Source organism: Pseudothauera lacus (genome assembly GCF_003034845.1).
GTDB lineage: Bacteria > Pseudomonadota > Gammaproteobacteria > Burkholderiales > Rhodocyclaceae > Pseudothauera > Pseudothauera lacus.
The window spans coordinates 78,303-101,725 of the sequence record NZ_PZKC01000012.1; the positions used below are offsets into that span (position 1 = coordinate 78,303).

The window sequence follows — 23,423 nt, forward strand, 5'->3', positions numbered from 1 at the left end:
GAACAACAACCCTGGAGTTCACCGATGATTGCCAACCTGAAGATCGCCGTCCGCCTCGGCATCGCCTTTGCTGCAGTGATCGTGCTGATGCTGGTCATCGCCGTGGTCAGCGTGCTGCGTATCGACGCCCTCTCCCAGCAGGTCGACCTGATCGTCAGTGACCGCTACATCAAGACCGTGTGGGCGAACAACGTCCTCGACGAGATCAACGTCGTCGCCCGCGCCACCCGCAACGCCATGCTGGTCAGCAGCGCCCAGGAAAGCGAGCGCGAAATGGCGCGCATCCCGCAGTCCTCGGCAAAAATCACCGAGAACCTCGACCGCCTGCGCGCCACCATCCAGACCCCGCAGGGCATCGCCCTGCTGCGCGACATCGACGACACCCGCGCCGGCTACGTCGACGCCCTCAACCGCCTGCGCGCGCTGATCGCCGCCAACGACACCGCCGCCGGCACCCGCCTGCTGATGACCGACATGCGTAGCGCGCAGAACGCCTACATCGGCGGCATCACGGCGCTGATCGCGTATCAGGACAAGCTGATGGAGGAAGAAGGGCAGCTGGCCGCGGAGCTCGCCGCCCAGTCGCGCACGCTGATGATCACCCTGTCTCTGATCGCCGTGATCCTCGGCGCCGGCTTCGCCTTCTTCATCGCCCGTTCGATCAGCCGCCCGCTCAACGAAGCCGTCGAAGTCGCCAACGCCCTCGCCGAAGGCGACCTCACGGTGAAGGTAGAGGCCACTTCGCGCGACGAGGTCGGCCAGTTGCTCAGCGCCATGCACAACATGGTCGGCAAGCTGTCACAGATCATCGGCGAGGTGCGCGGCGCCGCCGACAACCTCTCCTCGGCCTCCGAGGAGGTCTCCGCCACCGCCCAGTCGCTCTCTCAGGGGGCCTCCGAACAGGCCGCCAGCGTGGAAGAGATCTCCTCGACGCTGGAACAGACCACTGCCAGCGTCAACCAGAACACCGAGAACGCCCGCGTCACCGACGGCATCGCCGCCAAGGCCGCCACCGAGGCCGGCGACGGCGGCAAGGCGGTGAAGGACACCGTCGAGGCGATGAAGTCGATCGCCGAGAAGATCGGCATCATCGACGACATCGCCTACCAGACCAACCTGCTGGCGCTCAACGCCGCCATCGAGGCCGCCCGCGCCGGCGATCACGGCAAGGGCTTCGCGGTGGTCGCCGCCGAGGTGCGCAAGCTCGCCGAGCGCAGCCAGGTCGCCGCGCAGGAGATCGGTGAGCTGGCCGGCTCCAGCGTCAAGCTGGCCGAGAAGGCCGGTACCCTGCTCGACGAAATGGTGCCGTCGATCCGCAAGACCTCCGATCTGGTGCAGGAGATTGCCTCCGCCAGCCAGGAACAGGCCGGCGGCGTGACCCAGATCAACCAGGCCGTCGGCCAGTTGAGTCAAGCTACCCAGCAAGGTGCCTCGGCCTCCGAGGAACTCGCTGCCACCGCCGAGGAGATGGGCTCGCAGGCCGAACAACTGCAGAGCCTGATGCAGTTCTTCCGCGTCACCGAGGAGCGCGTCGCCGTTGCCAGCCGCAGCGCCCCGGTGCCGGCGGCCAAGCCCGCGCGCAGCAAGCCGGCGGCCCGTGCAAAAGCCGGCAAGCCGGTGAAGAAGGCCCCCGCCTCCTTCGACGAACAGGATTTCGAACGTTTCTGAGGATGCCTGAGATGGGACAAGTCATCGCCAAGAATGCCGCCAGCCTGGCCCTGAGCGCAGGCAACCAGGGCTCGCAGCAATACCTCACCTTCACGCTCAACAGTGAGGTGTTCGCCATCGGCATCCTCAACATCAAGGAGATCATCGAGTACGGCGCGCTGACCGAGATTCCGATGATGCCGGAGTTCATCCGCGGGGTGATCAACCTGCGCGGTGCGGTGGTGCCGGTGGTGGACCTCTCCGCACGCTTCGGCGGCAACCAGACCACGGTGGCGCGGCGCACCTGCATCGTCATCGTCGAGATGACCCATGTGATCGAGGACAGCGAGGTACGCCAGGACATCGGCATCGTCGTCGACAGCGTCAATGAGGTGCTGGAGATCCCCCCCGCCGAGATCGAGCCGCCGCCCAGCTTCGGTGCCCGCATCCGCGCCGACTTCATCCAGGGCATGGGCAAGGTGGCCGGCAAATTCGTCATCATCCTCAACATCGACCGTGTCCTGTCGGTCGACGAAATGGCCCAGCTTGCCGCCGTCGGCGCCCGCAGCGGCAGCGACGGCGACGACACCGCGCACTGAGCCCGCCACCACGCCCGCACTCGCAGAGGTCCATCATGAACATCAACAATCTCAAGATCGGCGCCCGCCTCGGCATCCTGCTCGCCGTCCTGCTCGCCGTCCTGCTGGCCACCGCGCTGGCCGGGCTGAGTTCGCTGGCCACGGTGAATGACCAACTCGAACACCAGTACAACGACAACCTGCTGCCGGTGGCCGATCTCGGGCGCGTCGAGGTACTGATGAACGAGGCCCGTGGGCAGATCATGCTGGGCCTGCAGCACGACCCCACGAGCAGCTTCTCTTCACTTCACGACCACCCGCTGAGCCAGCACACCAACGCCGTCGAACGCATTCAGCGCGAGCTCGACACCCTCTGGGAGGCGTTCGCCGGGCGCAGCATGAGCGACGCCCAGCGCAACCTCACCACGCGCCTCGAGGCTGCGCTGAAGCGCCTCTTCGACGAGGGCATCGTCCCCGCCAACCGTCAGCTCAACGCCGGCGAGTACCTGTCGAGCAACCAGACCCTGCTGTTCAAGGTCAATCCGCTGCAAACCGAAGCCCAGGGTGCGGCCAACGAACTGCGCGAATACGTCCTCAACGATGCCCGCACGGCCTTTGCCGCAGCGCAGGCCAACTACCTCAGCGTGCGCAACCTGATGATCGGCATGCTGATCGGCTCGGTGGTCTTTGCCCTCGCCCTCGGCCTCTTCATCGCGCGCTCCATCACCCGCCCGCTGGCCGAGGCGGTGAAAGTCGCCAATGCCCTTGCCGAGGGCGACCTCAGCGCGGACATCGAGGCCACCAGCACCGACGAGACCGGCCAGTTGCTCAGCGCCATGCACAACATGGTGGAGAAGCTGTCGCAGATCATCGGCGAGGTACGCAGCGCCGCCGACAACCTCTCCTCGGCCTCCGAACAGGTCTCCGCCACCGCCCAGTCGCTCTCCCAGGGGGCCTCCGAACAGGCCGCCAGCGTGGAAGAGATCTCCTCCACGCTGGAGCAGACCACCGCCAGCGTGCACCAGAACACCGAGAACGCCCGCGTCACCGACGGCATCGCCGCCAAGGCCTCCACCGAGGCCGGCGACGGCGGCAAGGCGGTGAAGGACACCGTCGAGGCGATGAAGTCGATCGCCGAGAAGATCGGCATCATCGACGACATCGCCTACCAGACCAACCTGCTGGCGCTCAACGCCGCCATCGAGGCCGCCCGCGCCGGCGATCACGGCAAGGGCTTCGCGGTGGTCGCCGCCGAGGTGCGCAAGCTCGCCGAGCGCAGCCAGGTCGCCGCGCAGGAGATCGGTGAGCTGGCCGGTTCCAGCGTCAAGCTGGCCGAGAAGGCCGGCACCCTGCTCGACGAGATCGTGCCGTCGATCCGCAAGACCTCCGATCTGGTGCAGGAGATCGCCTCCGCCAGCCAGGAACAGGCCGGCGGCGTGACCCAGATCAACCAGGCCGTCGGCCAGCTGAGTCAGGCCACCCAGCAGAACGCTTCGGCCTCCGAGGAACTCGCTGCCACCGCCGAGGAGATGGGCTCGCAGGCCGAACAGCTGCAGGGCCTGATGCAGTTCTTCCGCATCGCCGAGGAGCACGGCGCGGGCGTTGCCAACCCCGCATCGCGCGCGCCGGCGCGCGCCAAACCATCGGCCCCGGCAGCCCCGCGCGGCAAGGCCGCTGCTCCGGCGCGCAATGGCGGCAAGCCCCTGCCCAAGGTCAGCGCAGCCTCCTTCGACGAACAGGATTTCGAGCGCTTCTGATCTGCGCCCGCCACAGGACTCCATGCCCTCAGCCGCCGCCGTACCGGCCAGCATCAGCGACCAGGACTTCGCCCGCTTCCAGTCCCTGCTTCACAAGCTGGCCGGCATCTATCTCGCGCCTTCCAAAAAGGTGCTGCTGGTCGGCCGTCTCAGCAAACGCCTGCGCGCCCTCGGCCTCGACAGCTTCGCCGACTACTACCGCCTGGTGGCCAGCGGCAACGATGCGCAGGAACTGCAGACCATGGTGGATCTGCTGACCACCAACGAGACCTATTTCTTCCGCGAACCCAAGCACTTCGACTTTCTCGCCGAGCACATCCTGCCGGCCTGCCGTGCTGCGGGCAGCGTGGAAGTGTGGAGTGCGGCCTGCTCCAGCGGCGAGGAGCCCTACACCCTGGCCATGGTGCTGGCCGAGAACCTCGGCAGCACGCCGTGGAAGATCACCGCCTCGGACATCTCCACGCAGGTGCTGGAACGCGCCCGCCGCGGCCACTACCCGCTGGAGCGCAGCCGCGGCATCCCCCAGGCCCTGCTGCGCAAGTACTGCCTGAAAGGCGTGCGCGAACAGGCGGGCACCTTCCTGATCAGCCGCGAACTGCGCAGCCGCATCAGCTTCATGCAGGTCAATCTGGTCGAGCCCCCGCCGGCGGTGGGGCCAATGGATGTCATCTTCCTGCGCAACGTGATGATCTATTTCGACCAGGACACCAAGCGCAAGGTCGTCGCCAACCTCCTCACCCGCCTCAAACCCGGCGGCTGGTTCATCGTCGGCCATTCGGAAACCCTCAACGGCATCGTCGACGCCGACGCCCTGAAGGCCGTGCGGCCGACCATCTACCGCAAGCTGTGAGCGCGGCATGGCGGTGAGCGAAGAGATCTATCTGGGCATCGGCGACCTGCACTTCTGCAAGGCGCCCGCACGCATCCGCACGGTACTGGGGTCCTGCGTGTCGATCACCCTCTGGCACCCCGCCCGTCATATCGGCGGCATGTGCCACTTCATGCTGCCGAACCGCATCCGCAGCCCGCAGACGCCGCTCGACGGCCGCTATGCCGACGAGGCGATGCAGCTCTTCGACCGCGAGATCAGCCGCCATCGCGCACGCGCGGCCGATTTCCAGGCCAAGGTGTTCGGCGGCGGCAACATGTTTCCCGGCCGTCAGAGCAGCCCGCCGGCCCTCGACGTCGGCCTGCGCAACATCACCGTCGCCCACCGCCTGCTCGCCGAGCGCGGCATCCCGGTGGTGGCCGAGCACCTCGGCGGCGACGGCCACCGCAAACTGATCTTCGACGTCGCCAGCGGCGAGGCCTGGCTGGCCTTCCAGGACCGTGGCGATGTCCCCGCAACAAGGAGCAAACCTTGCCCACCATCCGTGTAATGATCGTCGACGACTCCGCCGTGGTGCGCCAGGTCGTCAAGCAGGCCCTCAGCCAGGATCCCGGTATCGAAGTCATCGGCGCCGCCTCCGACCCCCTGTTCGCCCTCGATCACATGAAGCGCGCCTGGCCCGACGTCATCGTCCTCGACATCGAGATGCCGCGCATGGACGGACTCACCTTCCTGCGCAAGGTGATGGCCGAACGCCCCACGCCGGTGGTGATCTGCTCCTCGCTGGCGGAAAAAGGCTCCGAAGCCGCCCTCAACGCCCTCTCCGCCGGCGCCGTTGCGGTGATCACCAAGCCCACCATGGGGCTCAAGCAGTTCCTCGAGGACAGCTCCAACGACATCGTCCAGGCCGTCAAGGCCGCCGCGCGCGCCAATCTCCGCCGCCTCGCCGGCAGCACCGCGCCCGCCCCCGGACACCGCCCCAAGCTCACCGCCGATGCCGTCATCGCCGCCGCACCGGCCGCCGGGCTGGGCAGCGGAGCCGGCATGGTGCGCACCACCGAGCGCTTCGTCGCCATCGGCACCTCCACCGGCGGCACCCAGGCCCTCGAAGCCGTGCTCACCCGCCTGCCCGCGGTCTGCCCGCCCATCGTCATCGTCCAGCACATGCCCGAGCGTTTCACCGCAATGTTCGCCGAACGCCTCGACGGCCTGTGCAAGATCGAAGTCCGCGAAGCCCGCCACGGCGACCGCCTGATCCCCGGCCGCGCCCTCATCGCCCCCGGCGGCAAGCACATGATGGTCAACCGCAGCGGCGCGCAATACACCGTCGACGTCGTCGACGGTCCGCTGGTCAATCGTCACCGCCCCTCGGTGGATGTCCTCTTCCGCTCCTGCGCCAAGTTCGCCGGGCGCAACGCCACCGGCATCATCATGACCGGCATGGGCGACGACGGCGCGCGCGGCATGAAGGAAATGCACGACGCCGGCGCCCGCACCATTGCCGAGGACGAATCGACCTGCGTGGTTTTCGGCATGCCCAAGGAAGCCATCAAGCTCGGCGGCGTGGACACCGTGCTGCCCCTCGACCGCATCCCCGAAGCCATCCTCCAGTCGACGCGCTGAGCCGCCCCACGCAGGCCGCTCACAGCGCCGCGAACACCACGGACAGCCCGGCCCACAGGCCGAAGGCCAGTCCGCCTATCCATACCAGTGCCGTTCCGAGGGCCTTCAGCCAGGCGCGCATCTTCGCTCCGCTGCATGTGCGTTGGCGGATTGGACGCGTGAAGCGCGCAGGCGTTCCGGAAGATTGTTCCGCCGCGGGCAGCGCCGGACATGCCCACGACCGAGTGTTCAACGCATCTCGAACGCCTCCTGATGAAAGCGCACACGCCACTCACCGGCCAGTCCGCGGCGCAGTTGGTCGGCCAGCCCCTGCGGACCGCAGAACCACACTTCGGTGCGCAGACGAGTACCCCCCGGCGCGCCGTGCAACTGCGCGGCAGTGAGGTGATCGCCCCGCGCACCGTCATGAACATGCAGGCGTATCGACGGCACGCCCTCGCACAAGCCGCGCAAACGTTCGGCAAAAGGGTCCTTGGCGGCATCCCGCGTGCAGTAATGCAGGTCCGCCTCCGGCGCCCCCCGCGGATCACTCTGCAAGGCTGACAGCCAGGCAAGGAAAGGCGTCACGCCGATACCGCCCGCCACCCAGACCTGCCGTGCGCGGTGGTCGCGGCGGTCGAGCTCGAAGCGCCCGTAAGGCCCCTCAACGGTCACCGGCATGCCCGCCTGCAGGCGCTGCGGCAGGCTGCGGGTGTAATCGCCCAAGGCCTTGATCTCGAATCGCACAGTACGATCGCCGCTGTCTGCGCTGGCAATCGTGAAGGGGTGGGCGCCCTCGAAGCGTTCGAAGGTGACGAAAGCAAACTGCCCGGCGCGGTGGCCACGCCAGTCGCCCTCCAGGCGGCAGACCACGGAAGTCACGTCAGCGGCGGGGCGATTGACCGAGACGACCTGCCCGCGCGCCTGCCGACCGCGTCCGACGCGACCGCTCAACGAGCACAGCGCCGCTACCGAGCCTGCAGCGAGCAACCCCGCCATCAGCAAGCCCACGGGCTGCTGCCACCACTGCACAGGCGCGAGCACGGCGGCATGGAAGGCCAGCATCAGGTACAGCACCGGCATGGCGCGATGCAGATGACGCCAGAACTTGTAGGGGAAGCGCCTCAGCAGACTGAGCACGACCATCGCCAGCAGCAGGTAGATGGCAAACTCACCCAGTTCCTCCCCGGCATCGCGCAGGCCTTCGAACCACCCGGCGAAGCTCTCCTTGGCGGGACGTCCGCCACGCCCGAAAACCGACTTGATCAGCCCGTCGGACATCTCGACGAGCCAGTGCAGCAGGGCGAACACGCCCGCGAGGATGCCGGCCCACTTGTGCTGCCGGTAGATGCGATCCATGCCCCCGAGCGGGCGCTCCAGCCACACCGGGCGAGTCGCCAGTACCATCGCCAGCGACATCATGGCAATCGACAGCAAGCCGGAAAGGTAGAGACCCTGGGTACGCACCACCCAAGGCAGCGAACCGGCGCCCGCACCGGAGGTCGCAGCATCGACTCCCCATAGCGCGACTACGGAGGCCACGAAGGCCCACAGGATGACTGGCATGAACCCCTCCGCTCAATGAATGTGGATGATTGGCAGCGCCTCAGCGCCGCGGCATCGGCTGGGCGTCATCGCGGCTGCGCGCGTGCACCCTCGTTTCGCTCTCGATGACCCGACCGTCTACCGGGTCGAGCTTGAGCTCGACGCGCCGGCCCTGAGCATCGATGGCCTTGACCTCGACGTAGTCGCGTTTGCGCTCGAACTTGTTGATCGCGGTATAGCCATCGGCCTCCAGGCGCTGCACGATCTGCCCGGCGCTCAGCTCGCTGACGCGCTGGGCGCCGGCATCCTGAGCGAAAGCCGGCGGTACCAGCACGGCCGAACCGCCGAGCGCGGCGGCAAAGGCAAGAACGGCGGCAAAGGTAGTGAAACGGCGATTGATGGCCATGGTGCTTGCTCCTGTTTCAGGTTTATATGTGCGGCCCGCGCGGCGGACCGTGGATGCATGTTGCGCCGTGGTGGCTGAACGCACGCTGAAGGCGGTGTTCATCGTCCGTTCATCTCGGCGGCGCTCTCAGTCGTCGTCGAAATAACCGCGCTCGGCATCGCGATGGCAGGCCGCGCAATTGGCCTTCGAACCCACCTTGGGGTCGGCCCACTCGGCACGAGTGACCTCGCGATGCTCTCGTTCCCAGCGCGGCAGCGTGGTGATGCGCAGCGGTGTCTGAGCTTCGGTAACGCCGCGCAGCAGTCTGCTCGCGTAGCGCGCGCCCCCGGCATCGGCTGCGCGTTCGACGAGATAACGCTCGATATGGGCCACGGTCGGCGGCGACAGGCTGGCATCGTCGCCGAAGTGGTCCTCCAGATTCGCCATCATCGCCTGCCAGCTGCGCGCCGGCAGCATCGCCGGCGAGAAGGCCAGATGGCAGCCGCCGCACTCCTCGGCCACCACCGGGTCGTTCACCGGCGGGTAGAAGTGGTCGCCGCCGGCCCGTGCGCGATCGAGCACGAACAGGCTGGGCACCAGCAGTGCCAGCAGCGTTGTCACCAGCCGCACGGCTGTCCGTCTATCCATCCCGTTCATGATCTCTGGCCTCCTCGTTCAGCGGCTGCGCATGTAGCTCAACCAGTCGCCCTTCTCCTGCGCGCTGCATTCGCGCCCCAGCACTTCCTGGCAATTACGCTTGAACCACTTCTCGATCTTTTCCGGATCCGCATAGCGTCCCGGCGAAACGGACAAGGCCACCGGCTCGATGGACTTGCCGGTGCGCGTCTGCCCGGGCTGACGGGGATCGTCGCGATGACAGGCGGCGCAGGATGGCGTATCCGGCCGGCCGCCTGAGAAGCGACGGGTATGAAAATCCTCGCCGCGCGCCGCAACGAATCCTTCGAAACCGCTGCCGGCACTGCGTGCGGCGGTGGCGTAGCGCTCCAGCTGGGCGTCGATGGAGGCCGCGGGCACGCTCAGGGGCAAGGTCAGCGCCACCACCGCGGCGATGATCCGTAAGCGCTTTTTCATCATTGATCTCCTGTTGTATGGTTGAAACCTGCGGCTCAGTGTGCGCGGCGAATACTGAACACGCCCTGAAGGCAGCGTTAATCCCCGGTTCACCTCGGCTGCGCTAAAAAGGTACGGACACAGCCACCCTCCCGCCCCCGGCGCGCTGCCCCCTCCATGAAACCCATCTCCTCACTCCCCCCCTTGGTTCTCCTGCTCTGCGCACTGACCCTGCCGGCTGCGGCCGGCGGCAGCGACGACCACGAACGCGCCCGCCGCGCCCTGCAGGCCGGCGAGATACTGCCGCTCACCGAAGTGCTGGCGACGCTTGAGCACAGCCATCCCGGCCAGATCCTCGAAGTCGAACTGGAGAACGAGCGCGGCATCTGGATCTACGAGATCAAGCTGCTGCAGGAGGGAGGCCGGGTACACAAACTCGAAGTCGACGCGCGCAGCGGCGAGTTGCTGCGCAGCCGCAGCCGGCACAAGCGCGAGGAGGTACGCTGATGCGCCTCCTGCTGGTGGAAGACGACCCGCGCCTGGCCACCCAGGTGGACACCGCGCTGCGTGCCGCCGGCTATGCGGTCGACAATGCCGACAATGGCCGCGACGCCCTCCATCTGGGCACCCAGGAGGATTACGACGCTGTGGTCCTCGACCTCGGCCTGCCGCTGCTCGACGGACTGAGTGTGCTGCGCGGCTGGCGCAACGGCGGGCGCTCCATGCCGGTACTGATCCTCACTGCACGCGACGCCTGGCACGAAAAGGTAGACGGCATCGACGCCGGCGCCGACGACTACCTCACCAAACCCTTTCACATGGAGGAACTGCTTGCCCGCCTGCGCGCGCTGATCCGCCGTGCGGCGGGCCAGGCCAGCGCCGAGATCTCCTGCGGCGCCGTGGTACTGGATACCCGCCGTGGCCAGGTGACGGCGAACGGTCAGGCGATGCTCCTCACCAGCCACGAGTTCCGCCTGCTCGCCTACCTGATGCACCGCCGCGGACAGATCGTCTCGCGCACCGAGCTCGTTGAGCACCTCTACGCTCAGGACTTCGACCGCGATTCCAACACCATCGAAGTGTTCATCGCCCGCTTGCGCAAAAAGCTGCCAACCGGCTTCATCGAAACCGTTCGCGGCCTCGGCTACCGTCTGCAGTGCCCGCCATGAGCTCCAGCTGGCAGCGCTCGCTGCGCCTGCGCCTGCTCGCCGGCACCCTCGCCTGGATACTGGCCACGCTGGCTGTGGCCGGGTGGGGGCTGGCCGAACTCTTTCACCGCCACCTGGAGCGCCAGTTCCACGCCGAACTCAGCACCCACCTCGACCAGCTCACTGCGGCGCTGGTCACTGACGATGTCCCGCACCTGGCCGTAGCGCTCTCCGACCCGCGCTTCGCCCGCCCCTACAGTGGCCTCTACTGGCAAATCGACCGCCTGCCCGATGGTGCCTCCGCCGAGACCGGCAGCCTGCGCTCGCGCTCGCTGTGGGATACCACCCTGGCGGTGCCCGACGACGCCCCGCCCGACGGCGAGATCCACATTCACCGCATCGTTGGCCCCCAAGGACACCCCGCGCACGCCGTCGAGCGGGTCATTCGCCCCAGTGAAGCCCCTGCGGTGGCCTGGCGCCTGATCGTCTCCGCCGACAGCGCCCTGCTGCAAGCACCGCTGGCCGCCTTCAATGCTCCGCTGGGCGGTGCACTGCTCCTGCTCGGCAGCGGCCTCGTCGCGGCAGCCATCGTGCAGGTCCTGATCGGCCTGCGCCCGCTCGCCGCGTTGCGCCAGGCGCTGGCGCAGGTGCGCGAGGGTCGCAGCGCAGCCATCGCAGGGCGCTTTCCCGCAGAGCTCCAGCCGCTGGTGGACGAATTCAACGCTGCCCTCGCCGCCAATGCCGAGGTCGTCTCACGTGCCCGTACCCAGGCCGGTAACCTCGCCCACGCGGTCAAGACCCCGCTGGCCGTCCTCGCCAATGCCGCAGCAGATGAACACAACCCTTTCGGCGAACTGGTGCGCGAGCAGGTCGCCACCGCCCGCACGCAGGTCGACCACCACCTCGCCCGTGCACGCGCCGCCGCCGCCGTGCGCACCCGCGGGCTGCGCACCCCGCTGCGCCCCGCAGTCGACGGCCTGCTGCGGGTGATGGCGAAAGTGCATGGTGACCGCAGGCTCCACCTCGAACTCAAGGAATGCCCGGCAGACGCCGCCTTCCGCGGCGAAACGCAGGACCTCCAGGAGATGCTCGGCAATCTGCTCGACAACGCCTGCAAGTGGGCACACAGTCAGGTCTGCACGCGCATCACCACCGACGCCGGGCAACTCCACATTCTCATCGACGATGACGGCCCCGGCCTGCCCGAGGACATCCGCGAAGCCGTCTTCGCACGTGGCGTGCGGGCCGACGAGCGCGCCCCGGGCAGCGGCCTGGGGCTGTCCATCGTGCGCGACCTTGCCCAGCTCTACGGCGGTGACGTCGCACTGGAGCATTCACCGCAGGGAGGGCTGCGGGTGATATTGCGACTTCCCGCAGCCTGAAACGCGGCGCTCAGCCCTCCCCCCCCTTGACGGGGCGATACCCGGTTAAGCCCGCTTTAATCCCCGCCGCTTACCTTGGCGACACTTCGTTCCCCAAGGACCATCATGACGGGCGCCCTGCAACGCATCCACTCCCGCCCCCAGCACCAGCCGCTGGTACGCCACGCGGTGGCCGGCCATCCGCGCCGGGCTGCGGCGGAGGACTTCATCCGCGACGTCTTCCGGCGCCGCTACGAAGCAGAAGTGCCGGGCTTCGCACCCAACCTGATGCTGCTCGAACAGGCGCCGCGCATCGTCGCCGCGGCCGGCTGGCGCGGTGCGGAGTCGGAAGCGCTGATGCTGGAGCAGTACCTGGACGAGCCGATCGAGCACGCCATCTCCCGCCTCGCCGGCCAACCGGTGCCGCGCGGGCGCATCGTCGAGGTCGGCAACCTGGCCGCCGAACGCCCGGGCGGCAGCGTGGCGGTGATCCTGGCGCTGGCCGCCCACCTCGACCAGCTCGGCTTCGAATGGGTGGCCTTCACCGCCACCAGCGAGCTGATCGGCATCTTCCGCCGCCTGGACCTGCCGCCGCTGGCCCTGGCCCCGGCCGACCCGCAGCGCATGGGAGCACAGGCGCAGGCCTGGGGACGCTATTACGACACCCGCCCGGTGGTGGTAGCCGGGCGCCTGCGCCTCGCGCTGGAGAAGGGAGGTGCCCGTGGCTGAAGCCTTCTGGAGCGCGCTGCTCGCCCGCCGGCCGCAGCAGGACACCGTGCTCAGCGGTGCCACCGGCAGCTGGACCGCGGCCGCGATGCGCGACGAACTGCGCGCGCTGCAGGAACGCCTGGCGGACAGCCGGGTGGTGGCGGTGCTGGCCGACAACGGCCCGCCCTGGGTGCTGGCCGAGCTGGCCTGCCAGGACGCCGGCCGGGTGCATCTGCCGCTGCCGGCCTTCTTCACCGCGGCACAACTGCAGCACGCCCTGCACACCAGCGGCGCCGACACCGTGATCACCGACCAGCCCGAACGCATCGGCGCGCTCGACCTGGGCTTCTGCCTCACCGGGCAGTGGCAGGGGCTGCACTGGATGCGCCGGGTGGTGGCGCCCGTGGAGCTGCCCGCCGGCACCGCCAAGATTTCCTTCACCTCCGGCAGCACCGGGGCACCCAAGGGCGTGTGCCTGTCCGCCGCCGGCTTGCGCGACACCGCCGCAGCAGTGGTCGAGCGCCTGCACGAGCTGCCGCTGACGCGCCACCTCGCGGCGCTGCCGCTCGCCCTGCTGCTGGAGAACGTGGCCGGCATCCACGCACCGCTACTGCGCGGCATGCCCATCCACCTGCCGCCGCTGGCCAGCCTGGGCTGGCAGGGCGCCGCAGGCTTCGACCCGGCCGCGCTCGATCGCCAGGTGCGCGACAGCGCCGCCGCCAGCCTGATCCTGGTGCCCGAACTGCTCAAGGCGTGGACCGCCTGGCTGACCGCCACCGGACAGCGCGCCAGCCCGGCACTGCAGTTCGTCGCCGTGGGCGGCGCCCGCGTGGCCCCGGCACTGATCGAACACGCGCGCGCGCTCGGCATCCCCGCGTACCAGGGTTACGGGCTGACCGAAGCCGGCTCGGTGGTCTGCCTCAACCGCCCGGGAGACGACGGCGACGGCTGCGGCGCAGCGCTCGCCCATGCCGCGCTGCGCTGCGCAGACGGCGAAGTGCGGGTACGCACCCGCGCCTTCCTCGGCTACGCCGGCCAGACAGCGCCGGCGGACACGGAGTTCGCCACCGGCGACCTCGGCCACCTGGACGAGCGCGGCCATCTGCATCTGGACGGACGGCGCGGCAACCTGCTGGTGACCTCCTTCGGGCGCAACGTCTCGCCGGAGTGGATCGAATCGGCCCTGCTGGCCGACCCGCGGGTGATGCAGGCGGTGGTGAGCGGCGACGGCCGCCCCGCGCTGGCCGCGCTGCTGGTCCCCGCCCAGGGGGCGGACGCGGCCGCGCTGGGCGGACTCGTCGAGCGGGTCAACGCCGGCCTGCCGGACTACGCCCGCGTCGCCCACTGGGCCGCGGTCGCCCCCTTCACCGCCGCCAACGGCCTGGCCACCGGCAACGGCCGCCCGCTCCGTGCGCGCATCGCCGCCGCTCACGCCCACACCCTGGCCGCGCTGTACGGCGCGGCCGACGACGCTACGCCCTTCACCGACAAGGAAACCGAAATGTCCTTCTACGAGCAACTTCAGCACGCCACCGCCGCCGACCGCCAGCACCTGGTGGGCGCGCCCATCGTCGCCGACTGCCTGCAGGGCAAGGTCAGCCGCGCCGCCTACCTTGCCTTCCTCACCCAGGCCTACCACCACGTGCGCCACACCACGCCCCTGCTGATGGCCCTGGGCGGCCGCCTGCCGGAGCGCCTAGCGTGGATGCGCCCGGCGGTGGCCGAATACATCGCCGAGGAAATCGGTCACGAGGAGTGGATCCTCAACGACATCGCCGCCGCCGGCGGCGACGCCGACGCGGTGCGCGCCAGCCGCCCGGAGCTGCCGGCCGAACTGATGGTGGCCTACGCCTGGGACATCATCAACCGCGGCAACCCGGCCGCCTTCTTCGGCATGGTCTTCGTGCTCGAGGGCACCAGCGTGGCCCTGGCGCTCACCGCCGCCGACCGCATCCAGCAGGCCCTCGGCCTGCCCGACGCGGCCTTCAGCTACCTGCGCTCGCACGGCACGCTGGACCAGGAGCACACCCAGCACCTGGCCCGCCTGCTGGAACGCATGACGCCGCAGGACCAGGCCGAAGTGCTGCACGCCGCCAGGGTGTTCTTCAAGCTCTACGGCGACATCTTCCGCGCCCTGCCGGCCGCTGCGGCCGAGACCGAAGCCGAGGCCGTGCCATGCAACTGAAGGACGCCCGCATCGTACTCACCGGCGCCAGCGGCGGCCTGGGCGAGGCGCTCGCCCGCCAGCTGGCCGGCGCCGGCGCGGCCCTGCTGCTCACCGCGCGCGACGCCGCCCGTCTGGCCGCCATCCCCCTGCCCGGGGGCAGCGAGGTGCAGCGGCTGGCGGTGGACCTCACCCAGCCGGCGGGCGTCGCCGCGCTGGCCGGCGCGGCCCACGCCTTTCGCGCCAACGTGCTGATCAACAACGCCGGCATCGGCGGTTTCGGCCTGCTGGAAGCGCAGGACCGCGCCACCGTGGACGCCATCCTGGCCACCAACCTGGCCGCGCCGATGCACCTCACCCAGGCCTTGCTGCCACTGCTGCGCGAGCAGCCGGCCGCCGCCATCGTGAACATCGGCTCCTCCTTCGGCAGCATTCCGTTTGCCGGCTTCGCCGCCTATTCCGCCGCCAAGGCCGGACTGCGCGCCTTCTCCCAGGCCCTGCGCCGGGAACTGGCCGACGCCCCGGTACGCGTGCTGCACGTCGCCCCGCGCGCCATCGACACGCCGCTCAACCCGCCCGCGGTAGTGGCGCTCAACAGCGCGCTGGGCAGCGCCTGCGACAGCCCCGACACGGTTGCCGCGCAGATCGTCGCGATGCTGCAGCACGGCCCCGACGAGCGCCACATCGGCTTCCCGGAAGGCCTGTTCGCCTGGCTCAACGGCGCCGCCCCGCGGCTGCTCGACCGCGGCCTGGCCGGCAAGCTCGCCATCATCAAGCGCCACGCCTCCGCTCCCGCGGACGCGCGCTAAACGCCACCCCACACACCACGCACGAGGACACCTTCCATGTCACGCCCCAGCACCATCATCCGCAACCTGCTCGCGGCCTCCGCGCTGTGCTTCGGCCTGAGCGCCGCGGCACAGCCCGAAGCACCTGAAGAAGTGATTCGCCCCATCCAGCAGCGCTGGGCGGAAATCAAGTACAGGCAACCCGAGAAGCAGCAGGCCGAGCTCTACCATACCCTCGCCGAGCAGGCCCGCCAGCTCAGCGAGTCGCACCCCAACCTCGCCCCCGCGCTGATCTGGGAGGGCATCGTGGTCTCCAGCGAAGCCGGTGCCCGCGGCGGCCTGGGGGCGCTGTCGCTGGCCAAGCGCGCGCGCGACCTGCTGGAAGAGAGCCTGAAGCTCGACGAGGCCGCGCTCAACGGCTCGGCCTACACCAGCCTCGCCACCCTGTACGCCAAGGTGCCGCGCTGGCCGCTGAGCTTCGGCGACAAGGCGCGTGCGGAGGAGTTGTTCCGCAAGTCGCTCGCCCTCAACCCGGACGGGATTGACCCCAACTTCTTCTACGGCGAGTATCTGGTCGATGAAGGCCGCGTGGCCGAAGGGCGCGAACATCTGCGCAAGGCCCTGCAGGCGCCGCCGCGCCCCGGGCGCGAGCTCGCCGACCAGGGCCGCCGCGAGGAAGCCCGCGCCCTGCTCGCCCGTCTCGACAAGGAAGGACGCTGAATTGCGCATTCTGCTGGTGGAAGACGACCCCCTGCTCGGCGACGGCATCCGCGCCGGGTTGAGCCTGGCCGGCTACGCCGCGGACTGGGTGCGCAACGGCGAGCAGGCCCTCGCCGCGCTCGCCAGCCACCAGTACGACGCCTGCGTACTCGACCTCGGCCTGCCGGGCAAGGACGGCATCGCCGTGCTGCAGGAGATGCGCCGGCGCGGCGACCGCAGCCCGGTGCTGGTGCTGACCGCGCGCGACACCCAGGCCGACAAGATCGGCGGACTGGACGCCGGGGCGGACGACTACCTGACCAAGCCCTTCGACCTGGCCGAACTGCAGGCCCGCATCCGCGCCCTGCTGCGCCGTGCCGGCGGGCAGGCCCAGCCGGTGCTGAGCCATCGCGACGTCACCCTGGACCCGGCCAGCAAGCGGGTGACCTGCGCCGGCCAGGACGTGGCGCTGTCCGCCCGCGAGTTCGCCCTGCTGCAGGAGCTGATGCGCCATCCCCAGCACATCCGCAGCCGCAGCCAGCTGGAGGAAAGCCTCTACGCCTGGGGCGAGGAAGCCGGCAGCAACACCGTTGAGGTGTATGTCCACCATCTGCGCAAGAAGCTGGGCGCCGACTTCATCCGCACCGTGCGTGGCCTGGGCTACCAGCTGGGCGAGGGGCGATGAGAGGAGCCGCCACGATCGCCAAGACCGCCCCATCCCGCCTGCGCTCGCTGCGCTGGCGCCTGCTGGGCGCGGTGTGCGCCGCGGTGCTGCTTCTGTGGCTGCTCACCGGCTGGCTGAGCTATACCCAGGCGCAGCATGAGGCCGAGGAACTGATGGACGGCAACCTGGCACAGACCGGGCGTCTGCTGCTGGCCATCCTGCACGACAACGAAGACGACCTGCGCGAACTGGCCGGACGGCTCGCCACCGTGCGCGGCGCCGCGGACAACATCTACGAACCGCCGCTGGAGTTCCAGATCGGCCGCGGCGACGGCAGCATCCTGGCGCGCTCGGAAGCCGCGCCGAACCTGCCGGTGCTGGGCGTGGCCGGCTACAGCGACATCCTGCGCAAGGACGCCTCCTGGCGGGTGCTCAACGTGGCCTCGGGTGACGGCCGCTTCCGCGTGCAGGTGGCGCAGTCCATCGACCTGCGCGACCGCGCCGCCCTCGAGGTGGCCAGCCAGACGGTGCTGCCGCTGGCGGCGCTCTCGCCGGTGCTGATCCTGCTGATCTACCTGTCGGTGCTGCGCGCCCTGCGCCCGCTCGACCGCCTGGCCGGCGAGGTCGCCGCGCGCAGCCCGGACAACCTCGCCGCGCTGCCGGACCAGGACGTACCCACCGAAGCCTTGCCGCTGGTGGGCGCGATCAACCGCCTGTTCCAGCGTGTGACCCGCACGCTGGACAACGAACGCCGCTTCACCGCCGATGCCGCGCACGAGCTGCGCACGCCGCTCGCGGCACTCAAGGTGCACACCCAGGTTGCCCGCCTGTGCCGCGAAGACGCACAGCGCGACCACGCCCTGCAGCAGATCGAATGCGGCGTTGACCGCGCCACCCGGCTGGTGGAGCAACTGCTGCGCCTCGCCCGCCTGGACCCGCTCAGCGCGCTGCCCGCGCCGGGCGCGGTAGACCTGCATGCGCTGGTCGAGGGCGCCATCGATGCCGTGCGCCAGGCCAACCCCGGTGCCTCCCAGCACATCACCCACAGCCTGCCGGCCGACACCCCCGAAGTGGCTGGCGACGCCGATCTGCTGCAGATCGCCCTGCGCAACCTGCTCGACAACGCCCTGCGCTACACCCCGCCGCAAGCCGCAATAGAGGTGACACTTGAGGACGACGGCGACACCCTGCACCTGGCGGTACAAGACAACGGCCCCGGCGTTGCGGCGGAAACCCTGGCACGGTTGGGTGAGCGCTTCTTTCGCGGCGGCGACAGCAAGGTCGAAGGCAGCGGCCTGGGGCTGGCCATCGTGGCGCGCATCATGGCACTGCACGGCGGCCGGCTGACACTGACGAACCGCCCGCAAGCCGGCTTCCGTGCCGCCCTGTGCGGACTGCGTCGCGCCGCTGCGCGCTGAGCCCTTCAATCACCTCAGCACCGCGGTCGTTACCTGTCCCGGTCAGGTCGCTTGCGGCAGGTCGCGCAGCAGGCGGGCGGCGATGAGGCCGTTGATCAGGCCGAAGAACACTGCGGCGGCGGCAAATACCGGGGTGAGGTAGAACACCCCGTCGTGCGGCACCAGCCACAGGCGGGCGACCACCAGTTGTGCGCCGATGTGGGCGAAGGCGGCGAAGATGGACAGGCTCACCGGGCCGAACCAGCGCTTCGGCAGGTGCATCGCGAAGCCCAGGGTGAGCAGGCTGGCAACCGCGCCGGAGAGGCTGAGGAAGAAGCCCGGGGCGAGGAACTGGCCGAGCAGCAGGCTGCCGGCAAGCACGCGCAGCAGGCCCACCCATACCGCCTCGCGCCAGCCCCAGCGTGCCAGTACGATGAGGGTGACGATGTTGGCCAGCCCCGGCTTGACTCCGGGCAGGGGCAGCGGAATGGCCGCCTCGGCCACGGTGAGGACGATGGCCGCGGCCGCATGGCGGGCGATGCGGCGGTCCTCGACCGTGGGGGTGAGTTCAATAGTTGAGCGAGTCATACTGTCCGCCCCGCCCACTGAGGCTGAGACTGATCTGGTTGGGGGCGCAGATCGCCACCGAGCCGGCCTGGGTCAGCCAGCCCTGACGCACGCAATACTGCCGCGGGCCGGGATCGACGGCGACGCGGGCGCGCCCGGGTTCGATCTCGATCACCGAAATCCCCAGCGGCCCCGGCACCTCGACCTGGCGCGGCGCGTTGAGCGGGTACTCGCCGAAGAGCTCGCCACCGGCGCGGATCACTGCCTTCTCGGGCACCCCGCCACGCCACAGCATCATCGTGGCGAAAGCGCACAGCAGCACGCCGGCGAGCAGCACCAGATAGTCGCCGGGGCGCAGCAGGGGCAGCCATTCGGCCAGCCGCGGGAACTGCTTCACTGCGGCGTTAAGCCACCCGCGTCGCTGGCGCGACGCGCGGCGGTGCGGTGGCGCACGAGCACGCTGAGACGACCACGGAAATGGGCTGCCAGCCACTCGGCGAGATACACCGAGCGGTGCTTGCCGCCGGTGCAGCCGATGGCCACGGTAAGGTAGCTGCGGTTGTCGCGCACATAGGCGGGCAGCCAGGTGTCGATGAAGTTGCGGATATCCTCGGCCATGCGGCTGACTTCGGGCACCCCGGCAAGGAAGTCGATCACCGGCTGATCACGCCCGGTGAGCGGGCGCAGGCGCGGGTCGTAATGCGGGTTGGGCAGGCAGCGCACGTCGAAGACCAGGTCGGCATCGAGCGGGATGCCGTACTTGAAGCCGAAGGACTGGAACATCAGGGTAAGGCCCTGAGTGGCGCCGATGTCGGCGAAATCCTTTACCCAGGCGCGCAGGGTGTTGGCCTGCAGCTCGGAGGTGTCGACGCGGTGGCCGAGCTCGGCGATGTCGGCGAGCAGGTCGCGTTCGCGCTGGATGGCTTCTTCCAGCGACACCCCTTCCTCGGCCAGCGGATGGCGGCGACGGGTCTCGGAGAAGCGCGCGATCAGCGCATCGTCACGGGCTTCGAGAAAAATGAAACGCAGGTCGCGCACCATCCCGCGCAATGCCGCCACCTGCTCCGGCAAGGCCGCGATGCTGTCGCCGGAACGCACATCCACCGCCACCGCGACGCGCTTGTAGCCGGCCTCGCGCAGATGCGCGACGAGTTGCGGCAGCAAGGTCGCGGGCAGGTTGTCGACCACGTAGAAGCTGGCATCTTCCAGCACGTTGAGCGCAACGCTCTTGCCGGAACCGGAGAGGCCACTGATGAGGATGATCTGCATGGCGGAGCGGGTCGGAGAACTGAACGGCGGGTCGGCCGGCGGTTGCCGGATCAGGCGCTCACTATAGCGCAAGCGGCGGACGGGTGGCCGGCGCGGCCCGGCAAAGCTGCACCCCATGCAAGCGCCGGCGTGCTGTCCCGCCGCCTTTCAGAAGGGCAAGGCAACCGGCCGTTCGCCCTCTCAGGCGACCAGCAGTTGTTCGCCGTCACGCCGCGCCACGCCGGCACGGACGAGATCCTGCACCAGCCAGTCGGTCAGCGCCTCGGCACCCAGCCCGAGAAAGCGGGCGTTGGCCTCGCGGTAGAGTGGCACCTCGGCCAGATGGGTGGTGAGTTCTTCAATGCTTATCTCGCGCCGGTCGAGCAGGGTGAAGGTGATGCAGGCGCGGATGGCGTTGCGGGCGATGCGCGCGCCGTCTTCCTCGAAGGCGCGCAGGCGGCCGAAGGCGCGTTCGAGCGCATCGTCCACCTCGACGAAGGGCGCGCCATGACCGGGGATGACCACCTCCACCGGCAGTCGGGCGATGGCCTCCAGGGTGCGGCGCGCCTCGCCGACACCGTCGCCGGTGCCCAGCACGTCGGCGAACAGGATGCCGAAACCGTCGCGCCACAGCGCATCGCCGGAGATCAGGATGCGGCGTTCCGGGTTGTGGAACACCAGCGCGTCCATGTCGTGCCCGGGGGCGGCGTGCGCCTGCCAGACCAACCCGCCGGCAACGAAGCTCTCACCCGCGGCCAGGGCGTGATCGGCGCGGAAGGGGGCCCCCTGCTGCGCCGCCACGCTGAGCAGCAGCGCGTCCTCGTCCCAGTTCTGCACCGCCGCCAGCATGCCGGCCGGCACGGTGATCTCGCAGCCGAAGGCGGCCTGTACCGCGGCATTGCCGCCGATGTGGTCGGAGTGCGAATGGGTGTTGATCAGGCGCGCGAGCGGACGGCCGCCGAGCGCCTCATGCAGCAGCGCAACGGTCTGCGGCGCGTGGCTGAAGTAGCCGCTGTCGATCAGCGCGGCGCTGTCGCCGTCGTCGAAGAGGATGTTGTTGGCCGACAGCCAGCCGCGCTCGAAGACCTGCACGCTGTCCGGCAAGCAGGCAGCGGCGCTCAATCGCTGCCCTCCCCGAGCATGTCGGCGACGTTGGGCGGCAGCGGTGCATTCACCGCGGACTGCTGCGGCTGCGGAATCTCCGCCGCCGGCGGCTCGGCCACCGGCACGCCGTTGATCTCCTCCGCGGTGCGCCCGCAACCCAGACACACGCCGGAATCCCAGTCGATCATGCACACCCCCACGCACAGCGCATCGCCGCTCACTGCGCGCCCTCCCCGGCAGATGCGCGCGCCGCGCGGCGCTCGGCCACCGCGGCGAGGATGCGCAGCCGCTCGGCGTCGTCAGCGCGGCTCCAGCCGGTGATCTCGGGAATGGTGCGCAGACAGCCTTCGCACAGGTGGCGTTCGGCGTCCATGCGGCAGACGTTGATGCAGGGAGAAGGGATGCTCATGGTCGGGTCGGGGGTGCAGTCGTTGTTGTAATGGCTTGGTCCATGTGCGGCGTGTTCGGTTCGCCGTCAGGTATCCGGCAGTGCGGACACCAATCCAAGGTGTTCGACAAAGGGGTCGAAATCGCGGTCGCTGTAGAGCAGCGGCAGGCCGGACTCGATGCAGCGGGTGGCGATCAAGGTGTCTATCGTCTTGCGCACCGTAATCCCCCGCGCACACAGGGTGCGAAAGTTGCGGGCGGCCTGGATGGCGATCTGCTGGCCCGCCAGATCCACAACTTCCAGTGCGGTCATCAGCCTGCGGGCCTGGTCGAAGTCGCGCTCACTGGCAAAGCCCTGCAGCACTTCGGTGAGGATCAGGTCGCCCGTGGCAAGCAACTCGACCCCCAGCACCGCGTCCAGCCGTTCGGTCTGCGGCGTGACCGTGCCACGGAAGTAGTCGATCCAGACGCTGGAGTCGACCAGGATCATCGATCGGTTCTCATCGCGTCCAGGTCACCCTGCCAGTCGAGCTTGCCGCGATAGCGCCGGATCTCCTCCTGCTGACGCAGACGCAGCAGGGTACGCAAGCCCAGTTCCACCACCTCACGCTTGGTCTTGAGCCCGGTGGCGCGCAGGGTGCTCTGCATGAGTTCGTCGTCGATCAGGATGTTGGTGCGCACGATGTGTATCCTTTACTGAATTCATACACATTATAGACAACGCAAGTGCTCCTCGTGCCCGCTGTCGCACCCCGATCGACTTGGCCTACGCGCAGCTTTTCGCCCGCTTGGCCAGCACCGCGCGCGCCACACGCGAAGCCGGTTCGCGGCCGATCTCGGCGCTGATCCAGGCGGCCGTGTCGACCAGCGCGTCGAGGTCGATGCCGGTATCGATGCCCATGCCATGGAGCAGCCAGACCAGGTCCTCGGTGGCGACGTTGCCGGAGGCGCCGGCCGCGTAGGGGCAGCCGCCCAGGCCACCGACCGAGGCGTCGAACACCGCCACCCCCATCTCCAGCGAGGCACAGACGTTGGCCGCGGCCATGCCGTAGGTGTCGTGGTAGTGGCCGGCGAGGCGCTCGGCGGGCACGCGGCGCAGCACCGCGTCGAGCATGCGGCGGATCGAAACCGGGTTGCCGGTACCGATGGTATCGCCCAGGGAGATTTCATAACACCCCATGGCCAGCAGGGTTTCCGCGACTTCGGCGACCTTTTCCGGCGCCACCGCGCCTTCGTACGGGCAGCCGGCCACACAGGAGACATAGCCGCGCACCCGCACCCCGGCGGCCTGCGCGACCTCGGTGACCGGGCGGAAGCGCTCCAGCGACTCGGCGATCGAGCAGTTGATGTTCTTCTGGCTGAAGGATTCGCTGGCCGCGCCGAACACCGCCACCTCACGGGCGCCGGCCGCCAGTGCGGCCTCGAAGCCCTTGAGGTTGGGGGTGAGCACCGGGTAGTCGAGCCCGGCGGGCGCCGCGCCACCGAGCACGCGGGTAAGCACCTCGGTGTTGTCGCCCATCTGCGGCACCCACTTGGGCGAAACGAAGGAGGTGACCTCGATGGTGGACAAGCCCGCCGCGGCGAGACGGCGGATCAACTCGACCTTGATGTCGGCCGGCACCAGCTGCTTCTCGTTCTGCAGCCCGTCGCGCGGGCCGACTTCCACCAGGCGGACCTTTCTCGGGAGCGTCATTTCACATTCTCCAGCCATATTGTCTTTTGGCGACCCTTGAATCGCCCCTCTCCCGCTCGCGGGAGAGGGGCGGGGGTGAGG

28 protein-coding genes are annotated in these 23,423 nt (G+C 69.2%); 15 read left to right on the plus strand and 13 right to left on the minus strand.

The window, feature by feature from the left end; translation table 11 throughout:
- Positions 1-24: 24 nt before the first annotated feature.
- From C8261_RS13960 to C8261_RS13985, 6 genes are read left to right on the plus strand one after another with little or no spacing between them, the layout of a single operon-like run.
- The gene (locus C8261_RS13960; RefSeq protein WP_107494337.1) at positions 25-1,668 is read left to right on the plus strand and encodes a methyl-accepting chemotaxis protein; all 1,644 of its coding nucleotides are present in this window, start codon (positions 25-27) and stop codon (positions 1,666-1,668) included.
- Positions 1,669-1,679: 11 nt separating this feature from the next.
- Positions 1,680-2,246, plus strand: a complete 567-nt coding sequence (locus C8261_RS13965; RefSeq protein ID WP_107494338.1) for a chemotaxis protein CheW — start codon at positions 1,680-1,682, stop codon at positions 2,244-2,246.
- A 35-nt stretch (positions 2,247-2,281) separates the two neighbouring features.
- The gene (locus C8261_RS13970; RefSeq protein ID WP_107494339.1) at positions 2,282-3,982 is read left to right on the plus strand and encodes a methyl-accepting chemotaxis protein; all 1,701 of its coding nucleotides are present in this window, start codon (positions 2,282-2,284) and stop codon (positions 3,980-3,982) included.
- A gap of 22 nt (positions 3,983-4,004) precedes the next feature.
- Positions 4,005-4,832: a CheR family methyltransferase gene (locus C8261_RS13975; protein ID WP_107494340.1), complete on the plus strand. Its 828-nt coding sequence runs from the start codon at positions 4,005-4,007 to the stop codon at positions 4,830-4,832.
- Between the two features lie 13 nt (positions 4,833-4,845).
- Positions 4,846-5,361, plus strand: coding sequence for a chemotaxis protein CheD (locus C8261_RS13980; RefSeq protein WP_408003223.1), 516 nt, complete (start codon positions 4,846-4,848; stop codon positions 5,359-5,361).
- Positions 5,361-6,434 (plus strand): protein-glutamate methylesterase/protein-glutamine glutaminase, encoded by a 1,074-nt coding sequence (locus C8261_RS13985; RefSeq protein WP_107494342.1) that lies wholly within the window; start codon positions 5,361-5,363, stop codon positions 6,432-6,434. The genes C8261_RS13980 and C8261_RS13985 overlap by 1 nt, the downstream gene beginning before the upstream one ends.
- Positions 6,435-6,662: 228 nt before the next feature.
- Here C8261_RS13985 and C8261_RS13990 read toward each other — a convergent pair whose 3' ends face one another.
- From C8261_RS13990 to C8261_RS14005, 4 genes are all read right to left on the minus strand, one after another.
- A complete protein-coding gene (locus tag C8261_RS13990; protein ID WP_107494343.1) occupies positions 6,663-7,979 on the minus strand; it encodes a ferredoxin reductase family protein in 1,317 nt (438 codons plus the stop codon).
- Positions 7,980-8,019: 40 nt separating this feature from the next.
- Complete coding sequence (locus tag C8261_RS13995) at positions 8,020-8,364, minus strand: PepSY domain-containing protein (protein ID WP_181358951.1); 345 nt, start codon at positions 8,362-8,364, stop codon at positions 8,020-8,022.
- 126 nt (positions 8,365-8,490) lie between these two features.
- Positions 8,491-9,000 carry a diheme cytochrome c gene (locus C8261_RS14000; RefSeq protein WP_235864931.1) on the minus strand — a complete coding sequence of 170 codons (510 nt, stop codon included), beginning with the start codon at positions 8,998-9,000 and terminating at the stop codon, positions 8,491-8,493.
- Positions 9,001-9,018: 18 nt separating this feature from the next.
- A complete protein-coding gene (locus C8261_RS14005; RefSeq protein ID WP_107494345.1) occupies positions 9,019-9,435 on the minus strand; it encodes a DUF1924 domain-containing protein in 417 nt (138 codons plus the stop codon).
- A gap of 156 nt (positions 9,436-9,591) precedes the next feature.
- Between C8261_RS14005 and C8261_RS14010 the strand changes: the two genes are divergently transcribed.
- The 9 genes from C8261_RS14010 (at position 9,592) to C8261_RS14050 (ending at position 18,364) form a co-directional block, all read left to right on the plus strand.
- On the plus strand, positions 9,592-9,921 hold the full coding sequence (locus tag C8261_RS14010) for a PepSY domain-containing protein (protein ID WP_107494346.1): 330 nt from the start codon (positions 9,592-9,594) through the stop codon (positions 9,919-9,921).
- The gene (locus C8261_RS14015) at positions 9,921-10,583 is read left to right on the plus strand and encodes a response regulator (protein ID WP_107494347.1); all 663 of its coding nucleotides are present in this window, start codon (positions 9,921-9,923) and stop codon (positions 10,581-10,583) included. The genes C8261_RS14010 and C8261_RS14015 overlap by 1 nt, the downstream gene beginning before the upstream one ends.
- The gene (locus C8261_RS14020) at positions 10,580-11,944 is read left to right on the plus strand and encodes an ATP-binding protein (protein WP_107494348.1); all 1,365 of its coding nucleotides are present in this window, start codon (positions 10,580-10,582) and stop codon (positions 11,942-11,944) included. The genes C8261_RS14015 and C8261_RS14020 overlap by 4 nt, the downstream gene beginning before the upstream one ends.
- Before the next feature lie 105 nt (positions 11,945-12,049).
- Entirely contained in the window at positions 12,050-12,652 is a 603-nt protein-coding gene (locus C8261_RS14025) for a thermostable hemolysin (protein WP_107494349.1), read from the plus strand.
- Entirely contained in the window at positions 12,645-14,816 is a 2,172-nt protein-coding gene (locus C8261_RS17770) for an AMP-binding protein (protein WP_146161688.1), read from the plus strand. The genes C8261_RS14025 and C8261_RS17770 overlap by 8 nt, the downstream gene beginning before the upstream one ends.
- On the plus strand, positions 14,807-15,604 hold the full coding sequence (locus C8261_RS14035) for an SDR family oxidoreductase (RefSeq protein ID WP_107494351.1): 798 nt from the start codon (positions 14,807-14,809) through the stop codon (positions 15,602-15,604). The genes C8261_RS17770 and C8261_RS14035 overlap by 10 nt, the downstream gene beginning before the upstream one ends.
- Positions 15,605-15,640: 36 nt before the next feature.
- Positions 15,641-16,303: a TRAP transporter TatT component family protein gene (locus C8261_RS14040; RefSeq protein ID WP_181358952.1), complete on the plus strand. Its 663-nt coding sequence runs from the start codon at positions 15,641-15,643 to the stop codon at positions 16,301-16,303.
- Position 16,304: 1 nt separating this feature from the next.
- Positions 16,305-16,967: a response regulator gene (locus C8261_RS14045; protein WP_107494352.1), complete on the plus strand. Its 663-nt coding sequence runs from the start codon at positions 16,305-16,307 to the stop codon at positions 16,965-16,967.
- Positions 16,964-18,364, plus strand: coding sequence for an ATP-binding protein (locus C8261_RS14050; protein WP_219905211.1), 1,401 nt, complete (start codon positions 16,964-16,966; stop codon positions 18,362-18,364). Before C8261_RS14045 ends, C8261_RS14050 begins: the two co-directional genes overlap by 4 nt.
- A 42-nt stretch (positions 18,365-18,406) precedes the next feature.
- Here the strand turns inward: C8261_RS14050 and C8261_RS14055 are convergent, their stop codons facing one another.
- From C8261_RS14055 to C8261_RS14095, 9 genes are all read right to left on the minus strand, one after another.
- On the minus strand, positions 18,407-18,931 hold the full coding sequence (locus C8261_RS14055) for a Gx transporter family protein (protein WP_181358953.1): 525 nt from the start codon (positions 18,929-18,931) through the stop codon (positions 18,407-18,409).
- Positions 18,912-19,307, minus strand: coding sequence for a NusG domain II-containing protein (locus C8261_RS14060; protein WP_235864932.1), 396 nt, complete (start codon positions 19,305-19,307; stop codon positions 18,912-18,914). Before C8261_RS14060 ends, C8261_RS14055 begins: the two co-directional genes overlap by 20 nt.
- Entirely contained in the window at positions 19,304-20,179 is an 876-nt protein-coding gene (gene rapZ / locus C8261_RS14065) for an RNase adapter RapZ (protein WP_107494353.1), read from the minus strand. Before rapZ ends, C8261_RS14060 begins: the two co-directional genes overlap by 4 nt.
- Before the next feature lie 180 nt (positions 20,180-20,359).
- Positions 20,360-21,280, minus strand: a complete 921-nt coding sequence (locus C8261_RS14070; RefSeq protein ID WP_107494354.1) for an MBL fold metallo-hydrolase — start codon at positions 21,278-21,280, stop codon at positions 20,360-20,362.
- Entirely contained in the window at positions 21,277-21,483 is a 207-nt protein-coding gene (locus C8261_RS14075; RefSeq protein WP_107494355.1) for a DUF1289 domain-containing protein, read from the minus strand. The genes C8261_RS14070 and C8261_RS14075 overlap by 4 nt, the downstream gene beginning before the upstream one ends.
- The gene (locus tag C8261_RS14080; RefSeq protein WP_107494356.1) at positions 21,480-21,671 is read right to left on the minus strand and encodes a DUF1289 domain-containing protein; all 192 of its coding nucleotides are present in this window, start codon (positions 21,669-21,671) and stop codon (positions 21,480-21,482) included. Before C8261_RS14080 ends, C8261_RS14075 begins: the two co-directional genes overlap by 4 nt.
- Before the next feature lie 66 nt (positions 21,672-21,737).
- Positions 21,738-22,139 (minus strand): type II toxin-antitoxin system VapC family toxin, encoded by a 402-nt coding sequence (vapC, locus tag C8261_RS14085; RefSeq protein WP_107494357.1) that lies wholly within the window; start codon positions 22,137-22,139, stop codon positions 21,738-21,740.
- Positions 22,136-22,330 carry a type II toxin-antitoxin system VapB family antitoxin gene (locus tag C8261_RS14090; protein WP_107494358.1) on the minus strand — a complete coding sequence of 65 codons (195 nt, stop codon included), beginning with the start codon at positions 22,328-22,330 and terminating at the stop codon, positions 22,136-22,138. The genes vapC and C8261_RS14090 overlap by 4 nt, the downstream gene beginning before the upstream one ends.
- An 85-nt stretch (positions 22,331-22,415) precedes the next feature.
- Positions 22,416-23,342 carry a hydroxymethylglutaryl-CoA lyase gene (locus tag C8261_RS14095; protein ID WP_107494359.1) on the minus strand — a complete coding sequence of 309 codons (927 nt, stop codon included), beginning with the start codon at positions 23,340-23,342 and terminating at the stop codon, positions 22,416-22,418.
- Between the last annotated feature and the right edge of the window lie 81 nt (positions 23,343-23,423).